Source organism: Microbacterium sp. NPDC055683, assembly GCF_053617895.1.
Genome location: NZ_JBSHGQ010000004.1, coordinates 93,139 through 111,370 on the forward strand (window position 1 = coordinate 93,139; position 18,232 = coordinate 111,370).

At 73.0% G+C, this 18,232-nt stretch carries 14 protein-coding genes; 11 read left to right on the forward strand and 3 right to left on the reverse strand.

Annotated features, from left to right (window positions below):
* Positions 1-121: 121 nt before the first annotated feature.
* The 6 genes from ACWGPF_RS03120 to ACWGPF_RS03145 are packed head-to-tail and all read left to right on the forward strand — an operon-like array spanning position 122 to position 5,671.
* Positions 122-1,660 (forward strand): GMC oxidoreductase, encoded by a 1,539-nt coding sequence (locus ACWGPF_RS03120; RefSeq protein ID WP_452331433.1) that lies wholly within the window; start codon positions 122-124, stop codon positions 1,658-1,660.
* The gene (locus tag ACWGPF_RS03125) at positions 1,657-2,055 is read left to right on the forward strand and encodes a C-glycoside deglycosidase beta subunit domain-containing protein (RefSeq protein WP_452331434.1); all 399 of its coding nucleotides are present in this window, start codon (positions 1,657-1,659) and stop codon (positions 2,053-2,055) included. Before ACWGPF_RS03120 ends, ACWGPF_RS03125 begins: the two co-directional genes overlap by 4 nt.
* Entirely contained in the window at positions 2,052-3,161 is a 1,110-nt protein-coding gene (locus ACWGPF_RS03130) for a sugar phosphate isomerase/epimerase family protein (protein ID WP_452331435.1), read from the forward strand. The genes ACWGPF_RS03125 and ACWGPF_RS03130 overlap by 4 nt, the downstream gene beginning before the upstream one ends.
* Positions 3,158-4,189: a sugar phosphate isomerase/epimerase family protein gene (locus ACWGPF_RS03135; protein WP_452331436.1), complete on the forward strand. Its 1,032-nt coding sequence runs from the start codon at positions 3,158-3,160 to the stop codon at positions 4,187-4,189. Before ACWGPF_RS03130 ends, ACWGPF_RS03135 begins: the two co-directional genes overlap by 4 nt.
* Before the next feature lie 11 nt (positions 4,190-4,200).
* Positions 4,201-4,617, forward strand: a complete 417-nt coding sequence (locus ACWGPF_RS03140) for a C-glycoside deglycosidase beta subunit domain-containing protein (RefSeq protein WP_452331437.1) — start codon at positions 4,201-4,203, stop codon at positions 4,615-4,617.
* A 52-nt stretch (positions 4,618-4,669) separates the two neighbouring features.
* Positions 4,670-5,671: a sugar phosphate isomerase/epimerase family protein gene (locus ACWGPF_RS03145; RefSeq protein WP_452331438.1), complete on the forward strand. Its 1,002-nt coding sequence runs from the start codon at positions 4,670-4,672 to the stop codon at positions 5,669-5,671.
* Between the two features lie 40 nt (positions 5,672-5,711).
* Here the strand turns inward: ACWGPF_RS03145 and ACWGPF_RS03150 are convergent, their stop codons facing one another.
* Together ACWGPF_RS03150 and ACWGPF_RS03155 are read right to left on the reverse strand one after the other, a co-directional pair.
* A complete protein-coding gene (locus ACWGPF_RS03150; RefSeq protein WP_452331439.1) occupies positions 5,712-7,091 on the reverse strand; it encodes a hypothetical protein in 1,380 nt (459 codons plus the stop codon).
* 80 nt (positions 7,092-7,171) lie between these two features.
* Positions 7,172-8,437: an ROK family protein gene (locus ACWGPF_RS03155; RefSeq protein WP_452331440.1), complete on the reverse strand. Its 1,266-nt coding sequence runs from the start codon at positions 8,435-8,437 to the stop codon at positions 7,172-7,174.
* A 125-nt stretch (positions 8,438-8,562) separates the two neighbouring features.
* Here ACWGPF_RS03155 and ACWGPF_RS03160 point away from each other — a divergent pair, with 125 nt between their 5' ends.
* From ACWGPF_RS03160 to ACWGPF_RS03180, 5 genes are all read left to right on the forward strand, one after another.
* The gene (locus tag ACWGPF_RS03160) at positions 8,563-10,479 is read left to right on the forward strand and encodes a Gfo/Idh/MocA family oxidoreductase (protein WP_452331441.1); all 1,917 of its coding nucleotides are present in this window, start codon (positions 8,563-8,565) and stop codon (positions 10,477-10,479) included.
* The gene (locus tag ACWGPF_RS03165) at positions 10,476-11,387 is read left to right on the forward strand and encodes an alpha/beta hydrolase (protein ID WP_452331442.1); all 912 of its coding nucleotides are present in this window, start codon (positions 10,476-10,478) and stop codon (positions 11,385-11,387) included. Before ACWGPF_RS03160 ends, ACWGPF_RS03165 begins: the two co-directional genes overlap by 4 nt.
* A 147-nt stretch (positions 11,388-11,534) precedes the next feature.
* Positions 11,535-13,058, forward strand: coding sequence for an MFS transporter (locus ACWGPF_RS03170; protein ID WP_452331443.1), 1,524 nt, complete (start codon positions 11,535-11,537; stop codon positions 13,056-13,058).
* Complete coding sequence (locus ACWGPF_RS03175) at positions 13,055-14,608, forward strand: GMC oxidoreductase (protein WP_452331444.1); 1,554 nt, start codon at positions 13,055-13,057, stop codon at positions 14,606-14,608. The genes ACWGPF_RS03170 and ACWGPF_RS03175 overlap by 4 nt, the downstream gene beginning before the upstream one ends.
* Positions 14,609-14,887: 279 nt before the next feature.
* Complete coding sequence (locus ACWGPF_RS03180; protein ID WP_452331445.1) at positions 14,888-15,343, forward strand: hypothetical protein; 456 nt, start codon at positions 14,888-14,890, stop codon at positions 15,341-15,343.
* Between the two features lie 230 nt (positions 15,344-15,573).
* Here ACWGPF_RS03180 and ACWGPF_RS03185 read toward each other — a convergent pair whose 3' ends face one another.
* Complete coding sequence (locus ACWGPF_RS03185; protein ID WP_452331446.1) at positions 15,574-18,174, reverse strand: family 78 glycoside hydrolase catalytic domain; 2,601 nt, start codon at positions 18,172-18,174, stop codon at positions 15,574-15,576.
* Positions 18,175-18,232: the final 58 nt, after the last annotated feature.

Sequence of the window (18,232 nt, forward strand, 5' to 3'; positions counted from 1 at the left end):
CCTCCTCCTCCTCTCTCGCCCAACGGATATCCGCTTGCCGAGAGCACACCGGATTCTGCGTTATCCGATGGCCTCTCGTCCAACGGATATCCGTTGGACGAGGGTGTGAGCGGGGTGCGCGATGAGCAGGTACCCCGCGGAGGTCGACGTCGTGATCGTCGGCTCCGGCCCCACCGGGGCCGCCTACGCCCGCATCCTCTCGGAGCAGGCGCCCGGCGCGACGATCGCCATGCTCGAGGTCGGGCCGACCGTGTCGAACCCGCCCGGTGCGCACGTGAAGAACATCGTCGACGCCGACGAGCGCGCTGCCGCGCAGCGCCGCTCGCAGGGGCCGGGCGAGGGCGAGCCCACCGTCAACGGGCCCGGTGCGGTCAAGGCCGGCGACCGTCGCGCGCGCCCCGGCACCTACCTCCTCCCCGACGGCTACGTGCAGGCGGGGGAGGACGGCCTGCCCGTCGCGGCGTTCTCGAGCAACGTCGGCGGGATGGGCGCGCACTGGACGGCCGCGTGCCCTCGGCCCGGCGGCAGCGAGCGCATCGCGTTCCTCGACGTCGACGGCGAGCTCGACGAGCTGCTCGACGACGCCGACCGGATCCTGGGCGTGACGGCCGACGCGTTCGACGCGGCGCCGTTCGCCGCGATCGTGCGCGAGCGCCTCGCGCCGGTCGTCGACGACGGCAGGCCCGCCGATCGCCGCGTGCAGCGCATGCCGCTCGCGGTGCACCGCCGCGACGACGGCCGCCTCGTGTGGTCGGGCTCCGACATCGTGCTCGGCGACGTCACGCGCGCGAACCCCCGGTTCGCGCTCTTCGACGAGACGCTCGTGACGCGCGTCCGGCAGACGGATGGCCGCGCTTCCGGCGTCGAGGTCCGCGACCTGCGCGACGGCACGGTGCACGAGATCGCCGCCCCGCACGTCGTCGTCGCAGCGGACGCCCTGCGCACCCCGCAGGTGCTGTGGGCGTCGGGCATCCGCCCCGCGGCGCTCGGACGCTACCTCAACGACCAGGCGCAGGTCGTGTTCGCGTCGCGGCTGCGGGGTGTCGAGGCGCCCGTGCGGGATGACGCGGCGGGAGCGCTCAACGAGACGAGCGGCGTCAGCTGGGTGCCGTTCACCGAGGAGTTCCCGTTCCACGGGCAGATCATGCAGCTGGACGCGTCGCCCGTCCCCCTCGCCGACGACGACCCGGTCGTCCCCGGCTCCATCGTCGGGCTCGGGCTGTTCTGCGCGAAGGACCTGCAGGCCTCCGACCGGGTCGCGTTCGACGACGTCGAGGTCGACGGCTACGGCATGCCGGCCATGCGGATCCACTACACGCTCACGGCCGCCGACCACGCCGTGATCGAGCGCGCCAAAGACGAGATCGTGCGCCTCGGCGCCGTGGTGGGCGAGCCGCTCGACGAGCGGGCGTTCGTCATGCCGCTCGGCTCGTCGCTGCACTACCAGGGCACCGTGCGAATGGGCGCGGTGGACGACGGCACGAGCGTGTGCGACCCGTTCGGCGAGGTGTGGGGCGCCCCCGGCGTCTTCGTCGCCGGCAACGGGGTCATCCCGACGTCCACGGCCTGCAACCCGACGCTGACGTCGGTCGCACTGGCCATCCGCGGCGCTCGCCGCATCATCAGCAGGATCTTCCCGGACACACAGGAGGAATCGTGATCCCCGACCGCATCATCGAACCCGGCACCCTCACGACGGACGGCGCCCGCGCCGCCGTCGAGGTGCGCATCCCCTGGTACCGCGCGCTGCCGGCCTCGTGCATCGCCGGCGCCTCGCTCACGGTCGACGGCGTCGAGGCGCCCGCAGACTCGCTGCGGTGGACCCTGAACGGCGAGGAGCGCACCTTCGCCGAGATGGTCGACGACACCGACAGCTGGTGGTTCCCGCTCGACTCGGCCGTGCTCTCGGGCGGGGTGGCGGTGCCGGCCGACGGCGCCGACCACACGGTCGAGGTCGGCCTCACCCTGTACATCCCGTACATCATCATCGGCGACGACGAGACCCTCCACATCGAGGAGCGCGACGCCAAGACCATGAAGGCGGCAGCAGCATGACCTCTCTCGGCGCGCCCATCCAGGGCGTCACCCTCTACAGCTTCACGCGCGCGTTCCACGGCCGCGAGCACGATCTCGAGTCGCTCATCCGCAAGACGGCGGCGGATGGCTTCGGCCCCGGTCTCGAGATCATCGGCTTCTCGAGCTTCCGCGGCTTCCCCGACGTCGACGACCGGTTCGCTGGATGGTTCCGCGACCTCGTCGCCGAGACGGGGCTCGTGCAGACGTCGCTCGCCATCAATGCCGATATCGGCATCCACCGCGACCGCCTGCTCACGCAGGACGAGCTCATCGAGTACATGCGCCGTCAGATCGAGGCGGCGGCGAAGCTCGGCTTCCCCATCGCCCGTGTGCAGATCTCCCTCACGCCCGACTCCATGGAGGCGCTCGCGCCCGTCGCGGAGCGCTACGGCGTCACGCTCGCGCTCGAGGTGCACGCCGACCAGTACGCGAGCCACCCGCGCATCCTCGCGCTGCGCGACCGCTACGAGAAGGTCGGCTCGCCCCTGCTCGGCTTCACGGCCGACTGGGGTGCCACGACCGTCGGCTTCGCCCCGTCGCTCGTCGAGGCGTACCGCCGTCGCGGCGCGTCGGAGGAGCTGCTGGCCGCGGTGGTCGACCTGTGGCAGGAGTTCTACCGCCAGGGACCGCCTGCCGACCAGGCAGAGCACGAGCAGCGCTTCGGCCGGTTCATCGGGCTGGCCGGGCAGCATGGCCAGCCGCAGTTCGGCATCGACTTCGGCATCAACGGGACAGGCCTGTTCGGCCCCGCCCCCGTCGACGACTGGCTCGAGATCATGCCGTGGATCCGTCACGTGCACGGCAAGTTCTTCGGGATCGACGAGTCGGGCGAGGAGCCCTCGGTGCCCGTGCGCGACCTCGTGCGCCTGCTCGTCGAGCACGGCTACCAGGGCGCCATCTCGAGCGAGTACGAGGGATGGCACTGGAACCACTGGCAGAGCCCGTTCGACATCATCGCGGCCGAGCAGGTGGTGCAGCGCTCGGCGGCCGAGGCCGCCGGATCGCGCATGGTGACCGATGCCGACGAGGCGCGGCGGCAGCTCGCCGCGCACCTCTCCACGTCGAACGCGGGGGTGCGCGCATGAGCGGGATCGCGGGTACGGGCATCCGGCTCGGCACGACGCTGTACTCGCTCACGAGCGAGTTCGCGGCGGGGCTCTACACGCCCGAGACGCTCATCGCCGCGGTCGCGGAGCACGGCATCGGCCCCGGCGTGGAGTTCAACATCGCGCAGCTGCTGCGCACGTACCCCGACGTCGACGCCGACTTCACCCGGCTGTGGTTCGACTCGCTCGAGAAGCACGGCCTGGAGGCGAGCGCCGTCGGCACCAACCTCGACATGGGGCGCAGGGTCGACCGCGACATGACGCCGGAGGAGGAGCACGACTTCTTCGCCCGGCAGCTGAAGACGGCGAACACCCTCGGGTTCCGCACCATCGTCATCCGCTCGGCAGGCAGGGAGCTGCTGCGCAGCCTGCTGCCCCTCGCGGAGAAGTACGACCAGCGGCTCGGCTACGAGATCCACGCGCCGCAGGGCCCCAACGACCCGAAGGTCGTGGCCATCCGAGAGCTCTACGACGAGCTCGGCAGCGACCGCCTCGGCTTCACGGCCGACTTCTCGTCGACCATGCACTCGCTGTCGCCGACCCTGCTGCGCACGCTCGGGCAGATGGGGATGGACGAGCGGCACTTCGCCGTCATGGACGAGATCTGGCACCGCCCCGAGCCCATGCACGTGCGCAACCAGGCGTTCGAGGACTACCTCGCGGGCGAGGGCGTCGACCACTTGCGCTTCGGCCCGTTCACGCGCCTCGCGTTCAACATGCACGGGCTCGTCCCGGCCGAGGAGTGGCTCGACATCATGCCGCGGATCTTCCACGTGCACGCGAAGTTCTTTGGACTCGGGGCGGATGGCGAGGAGCCGGCCATGGACATCCCGCGCATCGTGCGCCAGTTCGTGCAGGGCGGGTACACGGGCTACCTCTCCAGCGAGTGGGAAGGGCACGCCTTCAGCGACCTCGGCGAGGCGGATCCGATCGACCTCGTGAAGAAGCAGCACGCGCTCATGACGCGCGCGATCGAGCAGGCCGTCGCCGAGACGGCAGCGGTGTAGGAGGAGACGACATGGCCACGCACAATTCGCTGTTCGCCGAGAAGGACGTCGTGCGCCGGGAGGGCGGCATCGCCGTCTCGGTGCAGCTGCCCTGGTACCGCAGCCTCTGGCTCTCGGCGGTGTCGGACGTCGCCGCGACCGTGAACGGCGTCGCGATCCCGAAGGAGGATCTGCGGTTCGAACTGCAGGGCCGCTCGTACACGATCGCCGAGCTGCCCGAGCAGTGGGACACGCTCTGGTTCGTCGCCGACCGGCCCGACATCGTCATTCCGCTCGACCCGGCTCCCGCGCCGGGGGAGCGGATCGAGGTCGAGGTCGTCCTGACGATGCGCCTGCTCTACATGCAGATCGTGCCGGGGGCCGACGGCGGGCCGGGGCGGTACGTGACCAACCGCGTGCCGGTCGCGCGCGAGGTGGTGCTGGCGTGATCCGCTGCCCTCTGATTATGTTGGAGCAAACCACAATCCGGAGGTGCTCGCGATGACGCGACCGATCACGCTGTTCACCGGCCAGTGGGCCGATCTGCCCTTCGAGGAGGTGTGCCGCCTCGCGGGCGAGTGGGGCTACGACGGCCTCGAGATCGCCTGCTGGGGCGATCATCTCGACCCGTGGCGGTGGGACGACGACGCCTACGTGCAGGACAGGCTCGACATCCTCGCGCGGCACGGCCTGAAGGTCTGGACGATCTCCAACCATCTGAAGGGGCAGGCCGTGTGCGACGATCCGATCGATCAGCGCCACCGCGACATCCTGTCCGACGCCGTCTGGGGCGACGGCGACCCCGAGGGTGTGCGGCAGCGCGCCGCAGAGGAGCTGAAGAACACCGCTCGGCTCGCCGCCAAGCTCGGTGCGAAGACGGTGACCGGGTTCACGGGCTCGTCGATCTGGAAGTACGTCGCGATGTTCCCGCCCGCCTCGGATGAGATGATCGCGGCCGGCTACCGCGACTTCGCCGACCGCTGGAACCCCATCATCGACGTGTTCGAGGAGGTCGGTGTGCGCTTCGCGCTCGAGGTGCACCCGTCGGAGATCGCCTACGACTACTGGACGGCGAAGGCGACGCTCGAGGCGATCGGGCACCGCCCCGGCTTCGGCATCAACTTCGACCCGTCGCACTTCATGTGGCAGCAGCTCGACCCGGTGGCGTTCGTGCTCGACTTCGCCGAGCACATCCTGCACGTGCACGTGAAGGAGTCGGTGACGAACCTCGACGGCCGCAACGGCGTGCTCGGTTCGCACCTGCCGTGGGCGAACCCCCGCCGCGGATGGACGTTCGTCTCGACGGGCCACGGCGAGGTGCCGTGGGAGCCGCTGTTCCGTGCACTCAACGCCATCGGCTACGACGGCCCCACGAGCGTCGAGTGGGAGGACGCCGGCATGGACCGGCTGCACGGCGCACCCGAGGCGCTCGCGTTCGTGCGGGAGCTCAACGCCATCACGCCGCCCGCGGCCGCCTTCGACGCGGCCTTCTCGACGAAGTAGCGGCGCATCCGGTCGGTGAGCACTCCCGCTCACCGACCGGTCAGCCCAGCGCCTCCCGCGCGAGCGCGAGGTGCGCGCGCGTCATCGCGGTCGGGTCGTCGTCCAGCCACTCGTGGCCGCCCCACTCGCTGCAGAGCGACCCTGCGAACCCCGTGCCGCGCAGCAGGTCGCCGAGGTCGCGGATGGGCCGGCTCACTCGGCCGCCGTCGTCGTCGAGATCCCAGAACTTCAGATGGAATGCGCCCACGAGCGGCAGGACGGGCCGCAGCTCCGACGCCTCGGAGCGGCCGAAGCGCACGAGCAGGTTCATGAACATCGTGTGCAGGTCGGGCGGCACGTCGCCCGCGCGCAGCGCGGCGAGCACGGCACCGTGCGTCGCGGGGTCGCGCCATGCGTCGCGAAGACGCGCGCGCAGGTCGGCGGGCAGGGCCGTCATCCGCTCGAGGTAGGTGACGGGCAGCGCGGGCATGAGCATGCTGATGTCGACGAGCAGCCGCACGTGCGCATCGTCGATGCGCGCGACGGCGTCGATCGCCGCCTCCTCGCGTGCGGGCGTCTGATGCCCCTGCACCTCCTCGTAGAGGACGAGGTCGAGCTCGTGCAGCATCGGCAGCAGCCGTCGCAGCAGGGCCTCGCCGGCCTGCCCGATCGGCAGCCGCACGCCCTCGGCGCCCAGCGCGTGCGCGGCGCGCAGCTGAGGGAGAAGGAACGCGAGGCGCTCGTCCTCAGAGCGCCTGCGCGAGGGCGCCGCCCAGTCGTCGATGCTCGCGCCGACGACGCTCACGCGCCCTCCCGCGTCGCGGATGCGCCGCCCGAGACGGGCGGCCTCATCGCCCGCGAGCGCGGGGAACGAGCGCAGCGACTGGCCGAGCTCGAGCTCGATCTCGGACGCCGTGCCATCCGCCACGATGCCGGCCGCGATGTCGGCCGCGTCGCGCCCCGCACGGATGACCTCTGGCGTCCAGTTGAACGCGCTCGCGGCGAGCCGCCAGACGGATGGCGCCGGTTGCGCGCGCGCGGGCGGGCGCTCGGCGGTGCGCGCGGCGTGCGCCGCGTTCGCGACCAGCCGAGCCGTCGCCGCGAACGGCAGCACGAGCGGGGAGTCCGGCCCCGCGGGCAGATACGGGATGAGCAGCCGGAACGACACGGCGACCTCGCGGGCGCCGGCGAGCACGAGATCGCCGACGAGCGTCACCCGGTCCTGCAGGAACCACCAGCCGGGCTCGGCCGAGAGGTCGGGCGGTGCGATGTCGTGATCGCCGAGCCGCACCCTCACGGGCGCGGAGATGCCGTCGATCGAGACGGCGACGTCCTGCAGCGAGGTGAGCGGCAGGGAACGGATCCACGGCAGGCACACCCGCAGCGAGAAGCCGAGGTCTTCCGCTGACAGGGCGTCGTCCGCGAGCACGGGAAGGGTCATCGGGCGCTCCTTCGCGCTGCGCGCCGTCGCGCAGCTTCCCTTCAGAACATACTCACTTAGGTCTGAAAGTGGAAGAAGTCTTATGCGGCGGCGAGCACTCCCGCCGCCGTCGGCCGGCCGTCCGCGAACCACCGCGGGAAGGTCGTGTCGAAGAGCTGCTCGATCGCGAGCTGCGCTCCTCCGCGGATGGGCTCGGTGATGTCGTTCGCGGACGTCACGACCTGCAGGTCGCGCGTGGCGAGAGGGATCGCCAGCTCGTAGACGCGCTGACGCACCTCGGCGAGGTACACCTCGCCCGCCGATGCGATCGCACCGCCGATGACGATCACCGCGGGGTTGAACATGTTCACGAGCGTTGCGATCGACTCGCCCATGATGCGTGCCGAGTGCTGCACGAGCGAGATCGCGAGCGCATCGCCGTGATTGGCGGCGATCATGATCATCTCGGGGGTGAGAGTGTCGCCCTCCGCGCGCAGGTGCGCGAGCGCTCCCGTGTCGCCCTCGGCGATCGCGCGCTCGGCGTCGCGCACGAGGGCCCATCCGCTCGCCACGGCCTCCAGGCAGCCGACCTTGCCGCAGCGGCAGACCTCCTCGGAGCCGAGGACGCGCACGTGCCCGATGTCGCCCGCCGCGCCGTTCGCGCCGCGGTGCAGACGGCCCCGCGAGAGGAGACCCGCGCCGATGCCCGAGCCGATCTTGCAGAAGATGAGATCGGCATCCTGGTCGCGTCGGCGCGCGCGCTCGCTCAGGGCGAGCAGGTTGACGTCGTTGTCGACCCAGACGGGGGCGTCGAGGTGCTCCTCGAAGCGGGCCCGCACATCGTGACCGCTCCAGCCGGGCATGATCGGCGGCGCGACGGGCCGCCCCGTCGCGAAGTCGACGGGGCCGGGGACGCCCACGACGACGGCCCAGATCGGGGTGTTCCCCGTCTGTCCGAGCAGCGTGTCGACGAGTGTCATCGCCGCGTCGAGGGTCTCCTCCGGGCCGCGCACGATGTCCCACGGCCGGTGCTCGTGCGCGAGGACGTCTCCGTCGAGGTCGGTGATGCCGACGCGGATGTGCAGCGCGCCGAGGGCGCACACGACGATGCGGGCCTGGTCGGAGCGGAAGCGCAGGTTGCGGGGAGCACGGCCGCCTGACGACGGCCCGAGCTCCGCGTCCTCGAGGAAGCCGGCGTCGATGGCGCGGTCGACCCGCTGCGAGACGACCCCGCGGCCGAGTCCCGTGAGCCGTCCGATCTCGGGGCGCGTCGTCGCCTCACCCGTGCGCACGAGGTTCACGATGCGCAGGAGGCTCGTGACCTCGTCGGTCTGGGCGCCGAAGCGGAGGGTGGACTCGTTCGCCATCCTCGGATTCTGGCACACGGGGAGCGGTTTCGCGGCTCCTATCGCACGTTGCGTCGCTACTTACGTGTACTTTATGCATAAGTGGGGTGCCATCGGCACCGTGCGGGCGCGGACGAGGAGGTCGGATGCCCACGGGAGTCGGGATCATCGGCGCGGGGCCCGGAGGGTGGGCGCTGCATGCGCCGACGCTGACGCGCCTGGGCGACCGGTTCGCGCTCGTTCACGTCGCCGACGGCGGCAGCGGGCGCGCCGAGGCGCTCGCCGCGCGCTCCGGGGCGCGGGCGTCGTCGGATGCCGCCGAGCTGCTCGGCGACCCGGGGGTGGACGTCGTCGTCATCGCATCGCCGCCCGAGCGGCACGCCGCGCATGCGCTCGCCGCGGTGGCGGCGGGCAAGCGCGCGATCCTCTGCGAGAAGCCGCTCGCGACGACGCATGACGACGTGGACGCCGTCGTCGCCGCCTGCCGTTCCGCCGGGGTCGCGCTCGTCGTCGGGACCCATCACCTCCACGACCCCGCCTGGGCGCACGTCAGGCACCACCTCACGGCGCGCGGTGCCGCCGTCCGCGACGTCTCCCTCACGATCTCGCTGCCGCCCAACGACCGCTATCACGCCGCCGTGTCCGAGGCCCCGCTCGGCGCACGCCGCGGCGGCGCCCCGCGGAGCACCCCGCCGGATGCGGCCGACCCTCGCGTGGCGGCGGACATCGTGCGCCGGCTCGTCGGCGGACTGTGCGTGCACGACGTCCCGCTGCTGCGCGATCTCGCTCCCGCGCTCGAGCGGATGGCGTTCGCGCGCCTCCTGCTGCCCGTCGGCTGCGCGCTCGGCTTCGTCGCGAGCGGCGCGCTCGTGCAGATCGGCGCGGCGATGACGGGCGGCGGCGCGGAGGCGCTCTGGCACATGAGCATCGGCGCGGGGGACGACCGCATCGACATCGACTTCCCGCCCGCGTTCGTGCACGACGGCTCCGCGACCGTCACGGTGACCCATGCGGACGGGCGGGTCGTGCGCCATGAGCGCGATGCGGTCGACGGCCACACGGCGCTGTGGCGGGCGCTCGCGTCCCAGCTCGACGGGACGCAGCCCGTCGAGTACGACGAGATCGCCGCCGACGCGCATCACGGCGTCCTGCTCGCAGACGCCGCGGCACGCGCCGTCCGGACGCCGCCCGCGCGCACGGAGCGCGAGGTGCCGGCGCCGGACGAGGCGGCGCAGGACGAGGCGGTGCAGGACGAGGCGGTGCAGGACGAGGCGGCGCCGGACGAGGCGGCGCAGGACGAGGCGGCGCAGGACGAGGCGGCGCAGGACGAGGCGGCGCAGGCCGCCGGCGCGTCCTGGCGCATCGCCCTGCCGGCGGCGGGCGACGCGGCCGACCGCTTCCGCGTCGCGGCGGCGGAGCTCCCGCTCACGATCGCCGGGAGTGCGACGGCGTCGACCAGGGCATCCGGTCCGCGCGCCGAGCGGGTCGTGCTCGTGCGCGACGGCGGGGAGGCCGTCGTCCTCCCCGAGCCGGCGGGCGTCGACGCGGCGGCGCTCGCCGGCCTGCACGCCGTCGTCGAGCGTGCGCGCGTGCGGCCCCTTCCGGAGGCGGCCGAGCGCGCCGCGCGCGAGGCGGTCGCGGTCGTCGTCGAGGCCGTGCTCCCGGTCTCCGACCCCGCACCCTGGCTGCGGGACGCCGTCGGATGGTGCCGGCTCCTCGGCGGCCCGCTCACGGCATCGGCGGTCGAGGCGACGGCGACGTCGCTCCTGGCCGCGTTCGACGGGGCGACGGGGGCTCCCGTGACGCTCATCGCGACCGAGACGGCCGGCCCGTCGCGCATCACGGCCCGCACCCTCGGGCCCGTGCGGCTCGAGGCCGTCGTCCAGGTCGACGGCACGGCCATCCGCATCGCGACGGCCGAAGGCGAGCTGCTGCTCCCGCCCCGCCGCGAATCCGCTGCGCGGGAGGCCCTCCGCCGCGCCGCGCAGGGCGCCGACGACATCGCCGACCTCCTCCACGATGAGCGCCTGCGGGCGCAGCTGACCGAAAGGCCATCGACATGACCGACCTCGACGCGCCAGGACTGCCGGACTTCCGCCGGCTGCCGATCCCCGAGGCCATCCGCTGGCTCGCGGAGAACGGGGAGCCGGCCGACCCGCGCGACGACGTCGACACCGCGTCGCTCGAGCGGCGCTTCCCGCATCTGCGCGGCGTCGAGGCGGATGACGCCGCTGTCGACGCCCCGCACGGCTCCGTGCCCGTGCGCCGATACCGCAAGCCGGGGCGCGCGGCGCGGACCGCGCTCGTCTGGGTGCACGGCGGCGGGTTCATCGGCGGCTCCCTCGACATGCCGGAGTCGAACTGGGTCGCGCGCGAGATCGCCGCGCGCGGCATCCCCGTGCTCGCCGTCGACTACACGAAGTGCCTCGGCCAGGCGCACTTCCCTGTGCCGTCCGACGACGTGCTCGCCGCGTGGAATGCGGCTCCGCAGCTCCTCGGGCTGCCGGCCGAGCGGCTCGTCATCGGGGGTGCGAGCGCGGGCGGCAACCTCGTCACGGGGGTCGTCGCGCGCCTGCGGGACGGCGCGGACGGCGCGATGCCGGCGGGTGTCGTCCCCGTCTACCCGGCTCTGCATCCGGATGGCGCGGCGCCGGGAGGGGCCGTCGACCCCGCCTCGCCCGGCGCGCAGCTCTCGCTGAACTTCGCCGGGTCGGCGGAGGCGCTCGCCGACCCTCATGCCTTCCCCGGGCTGGGCAGCGGCGCCGGCTACCCGCCCATCCTCGTCGTCGTCTGCGAGGAGGACGCGCTGCGGCCCTCCGGCGAGGCCTTCGCGCGCCGCGTCCGCCAGGCCGGCGGCGAGATCGACGTGCATCTCGAGGCGGGTGCCGCCCATGGGCACATCGACCATCCGGGCGACGCGGGGGCGCTGCGCACGATCGACGCGATCGCGGACTGGATCCGGGAGCGCTGAAGCAGCTTTTCACCTTACTTAGGTAGGTTTTCGACGTAAGCCTGCTAGGCTGGACGCGACATCGAGGCCTCGCGGCCTGTTCCGTCGGCGATGGCGCTGGCGGAGCGCACCCCGTCGTGTCGACGCCCGGGCGTCCGGGTCCCCCGCATGAACCTCTCCCCGCTCCGCATCCGCCTCCTCGTCGCCGCCCTCTTCACGGTGTCGTTCCTCGGCGCGCTCGACCACACCATCGTGTCGACGTCGCTCGCGACGATCGCCGGCGAGCTCGACGCGCTCGCGCACATGAGCTGGATCGTCGTCGCCTACACGCTCGCGAGCACCGTGCTCATGCCCGTCATCGGGCGCCTCGGCGATACGGTCGGCGCGCGGCTCGTCTTCCTCGTCTCGCTCGCCGTCTTCCTCATCGCGTCGCTCGCGTGCGGCTTCGCGCCCGACATCGGCTGGCTCATCGCGGCGCGCGTCGTGCAGGGCATCGGATCGGCGGGCCTCCACCTCATGTCGCAGACGATCGTCGCGCACATCACGACGCCCCGTCAGCGTGCGCGGTACATGAGCGTCATCGGCGCGGCGTTCCCCGTCGCCATCCTCGCCGGGCCCGTGCTCGGCGGCCTCATCGTCGACACCTGGGGATGGCCGTGGGTGTTCTGGATCAACCTTCCGCTCGGCGGCGCCGCGCTCGCGTTCGCGGCGTTCGTGCTTCCGCACGTCGAGAGCGGGGCCGCTCGCGGCCGCATCGACGTACTCGGCGCCGTGACGTTCGCGGTCGGGATGGTCGCGCTCGTGCTCGCCGTCACCTGGGCGGCCGAGCCCGCGATGGCGGCGCTGGCGGGCGCCGCCGGCGTCTGCGCGGCTGCGGGCTTCGCGGCGTTCTTCGCCGTCGAGCTGCGGGCCGCCCATCCGCTCGTGCCCCTCCGCCTCTTCGCCGACCGGCGGATGGCGGCCTCGACCGCGCTGTCGGCGATCATCGGCATCGGGCTGTTCTCGGTCACGGCGTACCTGCCCACCTTCTTCCAGATGGCGTACCGCACGAGCGCGACCGTGTCGGGGCTCGTGCCCATCGCGACCGTGTTCGGCATGCTCGTCTCGAGCCTGCTGAGCGGATGGCTCGTCGGCCGCAGCGGGAGGTACCGGCGCTTCGCGATCACGGGCCCGCTGCTCGCCGCGGCAGGCCTCGCGGCGATGTCGGTGCTGCCGCTCGGGCTGCCGCTATGGGTGCCGATGGCGCTCATGGCCCTCGTCGGCGTCGGCACGGGGCTGTTCATGAGCCTCGTCGTCGCGGTCGCGCAGAGCTCGGCGCCGCGCTCGGCCACGGGCGCAGCCACCGCCGCCGTCAACCTCGTGCGCCAGATCGGCTCGACCCTCGGGACGGCCGTCATCGGAGGAGTCATCGGCACGGGCATCGCCCGCCTCGTGCCGGCATCGGCGGGGCTCACGCCGCACGAGGTGCACGCGGCCCCCGCAGCCGTGCAGGCCGAGGTCGCCGCCGCCTACGCCGCCGTGCTCGGCCCCGTCTTCGGCGCGCTCGCCCTCGTTTACGCGGCGGGGTTCGCCGTCGCCCTGCTGCTCCCGCCCGGGCGCCTCTCCGACGAGCAGCACGATGTCGTGCCGCCCGCCCGGGGCGACGCCGTGTCCCAGGCCGCCGGCCGCCCATCCCTCGAGGAGACCCCGTGAACGACACCCCCGTCATCGCCGTCGTCGGCAGCGGTCCCATCGGCTCCGCCTACGCGCGCGAGCTGCTCGAAGCCCATCCGACCGCGCGCGTGGTCATGTTCGAAGCCGGTCCGCAGCTCACCGCCGTGCCGGGTGCGAGCGTGCGCAACATCACCGACCCGGGCGAGAAGGACCTCGCCCGGGAGCGCTCGCAGGGGCCGCAGGCAGGCGCGCTGCGCGCCTCGCTGGGCCTGCCGTCCGGCACGGTCGTGGAGGGGATGTTCACGGCGCGGCAGGGCACGCATCTGCTCGACTTCGGCGGCGAGGGGTCGGCCCACGCGCCGACGTTCCCCGCGGCCGCCGCATCGACGAACGTCGGCGGCATGGGCGCGCACTGGACGTGCGCGACACCGCGGCCGTCCGACACCGAGCGCGTCGACTTCATCGACGACCGCGAGTGGGAGGCGCTGATCGGCCGCGCGGAGGAGCTGCTGCACGTGCAGAGCGCCGCGTTCGCCGACTCGGGCGTGGGCGCGGCCATCCGCGCTCTGCTGGCCGAGGCGCAGGGAGACGGGCCCGCGCCATCCACCCTGCCCGTCGCGGGCGATCCGCAGCCCGACGGGAGCATGCGCTGGGCCGGCGCCGATGTCGTGCTCGGGCCGCTCGCCGACCCCGCCTCGCCGCTCGCCGCGCGGTTCGAGCTGCGCGATCTGTCGCTCGTGCGCCGCATCGTCGTGGACGGTGCACGCGCGACGGGCGTCGAGGTCGAGGATCTCCGCACCCACGAGACGACGACGGTCGCGGCCGACCTCGTCGTCGTCGCGGCCGACGCGTTCCGCACCCCCCAGCTGCTGTGGGCGTCGGGCATCCGCCCCGCCGCGCTCGGCCGCTACCTCAGCGAGCACCCGGTCGTCATCTCGACCGTCGCGCTGTCGGCCGGGCAGATGTCGCGGTTCGCGACCGAGACCGACCTCGACGCCGAGCTCGCCCGCCGCGCGCTGAACCCCGTCGATCCCGTCGCCGCCGTCAACCGCATCCCGTTCGCCGAGCCGGGGCACCCGTTCTCGCTGCAGGTGATGTACGCCGAGCAGCCGCCGTTCCCCCTGCCCGCCGACCACCCGCACGCGGGCAACCGGTGGGGGTACGTCAACATGGGCTACGGCATGCGCAAGCGCCCGCGGGTGGAGGACGGCGTGACGTTCTCGGACGACGAGCTCGACTACCGAGGGCTGCCGAACATGACGATCGAGTACGCGCTGACCGAGGCCGAGGAGGCGGAGATCGCCGACGCGACGGCGCGGCTGCGCCGCATCGGCGAGACGCTCGGCACCTTCATCGCGGAGCCCCGCCTGCTGCCGAACGGGTCGAGCCTGCACTTCCAGGGCACGACGCGCCTCGGCACGGCCGACGACGGCACCTCGGTGGCCGACCCGTACTCGCGCGTGTGGGGGTTCGAGAACGTCTACGTCGGCGGCAACGGCACGATCCCCACGGCGACGACGATGAACCCGACGCTCATGTCGCTCGCGCTCGCCGTGCGCGGCGCGCGCGACGCGGCGGGACGGGTGTAGCGGTCTGGCGAGTGCCTGTCTCTCCTCCTTAATTCTCCTGCTTCTCCTGCTTCTCCTGCTTCTCGGCCAACGGATATCCGTTGGCCGAGAGCCCATCCGATAACGCGTCATCACATGGGCTTTCGGCAATCGGATATCCGTTGGGCGGGAGGGGAGGTGCTCGGCTCGCACTTACGCCGCGCATAACCGGCTCATAGCCGCGGGCGGTCGGATGGGCGCATGCGCGCCCGCTCGACCCTCCCCGCTCCTCCCGCCGCCCGTGCCGAGAGACCGCGGCGCGTGATCCCGCCGAAGCGCGCGGCGATGTGGCTCGGCATCTGGCTCGCCGCGGGCCTCGTGCTGGGCGGCGTCGCGCTCGTCGTCGCGAGCGCGACGGGGCAGGCATGGATCATGCCGACGGCCATCGCCGTGGTCGCCGTGTCGGTGGCCGGCCCGATCCTCGTCGCCGGATGGCTCATCGCGCGCGGCATCCGCAGGGGTGCGGGTGCGCTGGGTCTGCTCTTCGCCGGCGGCATGCTCGCGGCGGGCGCCGGGCAGGCGGCGTCGCTGCCGTGGTGGGTCGCCGCGGGCGGATGGGCCGCCATGGCGGTCGCGGTCATCGTGCTGTACCTCGTCGTGAGCATCCCCGCGTGGCGCGCCGAGGCCATCCGCCGCGAGGCGCGCGAGCGCAAGGCCGTCGAGCGCGCCGAGCGCCGCGCGCACGCCGTGAAGCGCGGCACGTCGCTGCCCCGCTAGGTGTCCTCCTCTCGCCTTCTCCGCCAACGGATATCCCTTTGCCGAGAGCCCATCCGATAACGCGAAATCCGGTGTCCTCTCGACAAGGGGATATCCGTTGGACGAGAAGAGGAGGAGGTCGGTTGGACGAGAAGAGGAGGAGGTCGGTTGGGCGAGAAGACGAGGAGGTCGGTCGGGCGAGAAGACGAGGGGAGGACCGTCGGGCGAGAGGGCGACGGCCCGCGGCGGGCTCAGTCCCCGAACGACGCGGCGAGACCGGCGGCCTCTCCGGGGGCGAAGGCGCAGGCGAACAGGTGCGAGCCCGACCCGACGACGACCGTGTCGGAGCCGTCGGGCAGCGCGACCTCGGCCTCGGTCGACGGCGGCACGACGACCTCGAGCGCGAAGGCGCCGTCCTCGAGCGTCCACGACACCGCCGCCCTGCCGTACGGCGTCTCGTGCTCCGTCCGCGCCCAGGTGAGCTCCGGCGTCGGCACGGGAGCGACGCGGATGCGGCGGTACCCCGGGGCCGCCGGGGCGAGCCCGGCGACACGTCGCTGCAGGAAGTCGGCGACGGCGCCGAACGCGTAGTGGTTGAAGCTCGTCATCTCGCCGGGGTTGATCGACCCGTCGGGGAGCATCGAGTTCCACCGCTCCCAGATCGTCGTCGCGCCCATCGTCACGGCGTACAGCCATGACGGCACCTCGCGCTGCAGCAGCAGCCTCCACGCCGTCGCGGCTTCGCCGGCGTCGACGAGGGCGTCGAGCACGTGCGGCGTGCCGAGGAAGCCCGACCCGATGCGGAAGCCGTCGGCCGCGACCTGCGCCGCCATGAGCGCGCCGGCGTGCGCGGTCTGCGTCTCGTCGAGCAGTCCGAAGCGCAGGGCGAGGGCGTACGCCGTCTGCGACGGGAAAGCCGCGCGCCCCGTCGGCGTGACGTACTCGGCGCGATACCGGGCCGCCGCCCGGTCGAACAGGGCGCCGTAGCGCGCCTCGGCCTCGGGCTTCCCGAGCACGTCGGCGGCGTCGCGCAGGATGCGCGCGGACTGCGCGAGGTACGCCGTCGCGACAGCCTGCCACGGCAGGCGCGCGGCCCACGGCTGGTCGTCGGGTGCGGCGGAGTCGAGCCAGTCGCCGAACGAGAACCCTCCGCTCACGAAGTCGATCGCATCCCCCGCGCGCCGCGCGAACGCGTCGACCCAGGCCGTCATCGACGCCCACTGCCGCTCCAGGATGCCCACGTCGCCGTACCGCTCGTACAGGGTCCACGGCACGACCGTCGCGGCGTCGCCCCATCCGGCCTCCGCGCCGAGCGGCGGCATCTGCGGGTCGACGTCGGCCCACGGGATGTACACGGGCACGTTCCCGTCGTCGTGCTGGTCGGCGGCGAGATCGGCGAGCCAGCCGGTGAGCATGCCCGCGGTGTCGTAGAGGTACGCCGCGGTCGGGGCGAACGCCATGAGGTCGCCCGTCCATCCGAGGCGCTCGTCGCGCTGCGGGCAGTCGGTCGGCACGTCGAGGAAGTTGCCGCGCATGCCCCAGACGACGTTCTCGTGCAGGCGGTCGAGGAGCGGGTCGGAGCAGGAGAACGTGCCGATGCGCCGCATGTCGGTGTGGAGGACGACGGCCTCGAACGCCGCCGGGTCGACGGTCCCCGGCCATCCCGTCACCTCCGCGTAGCGGAAGCCGTGGAAGGTGAAGGACGGCTCCCACGTGAACGCCGTGCCGTCCGACACGATCTCGTCGGTCGCGCGGGCCCGGCGCAGCGGGCGCGTGCCGAGCTCGCCGTCCTCGAGCACCTCGGCGTGACGGAGCACGATCGTCCCCGCCCCCTCCGGCACGCGCACGCGCAGGCGACCCACGAGGTTCTGACCGAAATCGAGGATGGTCCGTCCCGAGGGCGATCGGAGGGTCTCGGTCACGCGGATGGTCTCGGTCACGCGGACGGCAGGTCCATCGGGCGCGACGAGAGTCGCGGGGTCGAGATCGACGACCTCGACGGCGTCCCATGCGGTGTCGTCGAAGCCGGGCTCCGACCATCCTGCGATGACCCGGTCGGCGACGAACGTCTCGCCCATGTAGAGGTCGGCGCGCGTGACGGGTCCGAGCGCCGAGCGCCACGACGCGTCGGTGCCGACGACCGTGAGCGAGCCGTCGGCGTGCTCGACCTCGAGCTGCACGAGTGCCGCCGTGCGGTCGCCGTAGAGGTCGCGCAGTCCGCCGAAGCCGAGGTAGCCGCGGTACCAGCCGTCCGCGAGGTGCACGCCGATCGCGTTGCGCCCGGGGCGGACGAGGTCGGTGACGTCCCACGTGCGGTAGCGCAGCCGCGTGGCGTAGCTCGTCCAGCCGGGGTGGAGCGCGTCGTCTCCGACGAGCGCGCCGTTGACGTGCAGGGTCATGACGCCGTGCGCTGTCGCCCGGATGCGGGCGCGCACGATGCCGCCGCCGATCTCGGCCTCCCCACGCAGCAGGGTGGCCGGCTCGCCGCCGGAGCCCGTCTCGGGGAGCCGGGGCGCGACGAGGTCGGCCCGCCACAGAGCGGGGTCGAGGAGACCCGTCTCGAGAACGGTCGGGGAGCTCCAGGCGGAGGCGCCGCCATCCGCTCCCCACACGCGCACCCGCACCGTGCGGCGCTCGCGGCTGTCGAGCGCCGCCGTTGGCCACGCGACGAGCACCTGCTCGGCGGAGTCGACGCGGCCGTGCGCGTGCCCGTCGACCTCGATCTCGTAGGCCGCCTGCGACCATCCGGCGACGTCGGTGTCGACCGTCCACGACAGGCGCGGCGACGCCTCGCCGATGCCGAGGGGTTCGCGATGGTGCTCGATGACGGCGGGTCGGACGACGGTGCTCATGTGTGCTCCAGGGACGACGGTGTCGGATGGCCGGGTCGGTCAGGATGGACGGGACGGC

What these genes read in the sequence shown, in the direction of transcription:
- ACWGPF_RS03160 (WP_452331441.1), top strand. Translation starts at nt 8,563, where the DNA reads ATGCCCACGGGAGTCGGGATCATCGGCGCGGGGCCCGGAGGGTGGGCG.
- ACWGPF_RS03145 (WP_452331438.1), top strand. Translation starts at nt 4,670, where the DNA reads ATGACGCGACCGATCACGCTGTTCACCGGCCAGTGGGCCGATCTGCCC.
- ACWGPF_RS03140 (WP_452331437.1), top strand. Translation starts at nt 4,201, where the DNA reads ATGGCCACGCACAATTCGCTGTTCGCCGAGAAGGACGTCGTGCGCCGG.
- ACWGPF_RS03150 (WP_452331439.1), bottom strand. Translation starts at nt 7,091, where the DNA reads ATGACCCTTCCCGTGCTCGCGGACGACGCCCTGTCAGCGGAAGACCTC.
- ACWGPF_RS03135 (WP_452331436.1), top strand. Translation starts at nt 3,158, where the DNA reads ATGAGCGGGATCGCGGGTACGGGCATCCGGCTCGGCACGACGCTGTAC.
- ACWGPF_RS03120 (WP_452331433.1), top strand. Translation starts at nt 122, where the DNA reads ATGAGCAGGTACCCCGCGGAGGTCGACGTCGTGATCGTCGGCTCCGGC.
- ACWGPF_RS03130 (WP_452331435.1), top strand. Translation starts at nt 2,052, where the DNA reads ATGACCTCTCTCGGCGCGCCCATCCAGGGCGTCACCCTCTACAGCTTC.
- ACWGPF_RS03155 (WP_452331440.1), bottom strand. Translation starts at nt 8,437, where the DNA reads ATGGCGAACGAGTCCACCCTCCGCTTCGGCGCCCAGACCGACGAGGTC.
- ACWGPF_RS03185 (WP_452331446.1), bottom strand. Translation starts at nt 18,174, where the DNA reads ATGAGCACCGTCGTCCGACCCGCCGTCATCGAGCACCATCGCGAACCC.
- ACWGPF_RS03165 (WP_452331442.1), top strand. Translation starts at nt 10,476, where the DNA reads ATGACCGACCTCGACGCGCCAGGACTGCCGGACTTCCGCCGGCTGCCG.
- ACWGPF_RS03170 (WP_452331443.1), top strand. Translation starts at nt 11,535, where the DNA reads ATGAACCTCTCCCCGCTCCGCATCCGCCTCCTCGTCGCCGCCCTCTTC.